General features: G+C 70.2%; 1 pseudogene. It reads left to right on the top strand.

The features are described from left to right. A pseudogene (locus I3F54_RS31825) lies at window positions 1-1,352 on the top strand (alpha-1,4-glucan--maltose-1-phosphate maltosyltransferase); the annotation flags it as partial.

Consider the following 1,352-nt stretch of genomic DNA (forward strand, 5'->3'; position numbering starts at 1 on the left):
GGCGCTGACGCCGGAGGTGGGGGAGGTGCTGGGGCGGCATCCGTTGCGGGAGCTGGTGACGGCGTCGGCGCCGCTGGGGCTGCTGGTGGAGCGGGAGCGGGCGCTGTACGGCTCGTGGTACGAGTTCTTCCCCCGGTCGGAGGGGAGTGCCGGGCAGCCGCACGGCACGTTCCGGACCGCGGCGCGGCGTCTGCCGGCGATCGCGGAGATGGGTTTCGACGTCGTCTACCTGCCGCCGATCCACCCGATCGGCACCACGTTCCGCAAGGGCCGCAACAACACGCTCGGCGCCCGCCCGGACGATGTCGGTGTGCCCTGGGCGATCGGCTCGCCCGAGGGCGGTCACGACGCGGTCCATCCCGGTCTGGGGACGGTGGAGGACTTCGCGTGGTTCGTGGGCCGGGCCGGCGAGCTGGGCCTGGAGGTGGCGCTGGACTTCGCCCTGCAGTGCTCGCCGGACCATCCGTGGGTGCACAAGCACCCGGAGTGGTTCCACCACCGTCCCGACGGGTCGATCGCCCACGCCGAGAACCCGCCGAAGAAGTACCAGGACATCTACCCGATCGCCTTCGACGCCGACATGGACGGCCTGGTCGCGGAGACCCTGCGGGTGCTGCGGTTCTGGATGGGGCACGGGGTGCGGATCTTCCGGGTGGACAACCCGCACACCAAGCCGGTGGTCTTCTGGGAGCGGGTGATCGCCGACATCGGCGGCACCGACCCGGACGTGATCTTCCTGGCGGAGGCGTTCACCCGGCCGGCGATGATGCACACCCTGGCCCAGATCGGCTTCCAGCAGTCCTACACGTACTTCACCTGGCGCAACAGCAAGCAGGAACTGACCGACTACCTCACCGAGCTGTCCGGCCGGGCGGCGGCCTACATGCGGCCGAACCTGTTCACCAACACCCCCGACATCCTGCACGCCTACCTCCAGCACGGCGGCCGGCCCGCGTTCGAGGTGCGTGCCGTGCTGGCCGCCACCCTCTCCCCGACCTGGGGCATCTACTCCGGCTACGAGCTGTGCGAGAACGTCCCACTGCGCGACGGCAGCGAGGAGTACCTCGACTCGGAGAAGTACCAGCTCAAGCCACGCGACTGGGAGGCCGCCGCCCGTGAGGGACGCACCATCGCCCCCCTGATCACCCGCCTCAACGACATCCGGCGCCGCAGCCCGGCCCTGCACCGGCTGCGCGATCTGCACTTCCACCGGGCCGACCAGGACGCGGTGATCGCGTACTCGAAGCGGAGCGGTTCGAACACGGTTCTGGTGGTCGCGAACCTCGACCCCCACCACACCCAGGAGGCCACGGTCTCGTTGGACATGCCGCAACTCGGCCTGGACTGGCACG

This window comes from Streptomyces sp. MUM 2J (assembly GCF_022414535.1).
Classification (GTDB): Bacteria; Actinomycetota; Actinomycetes; order Streptomycetales; family Streptomycetaceae; genus Streptomyces.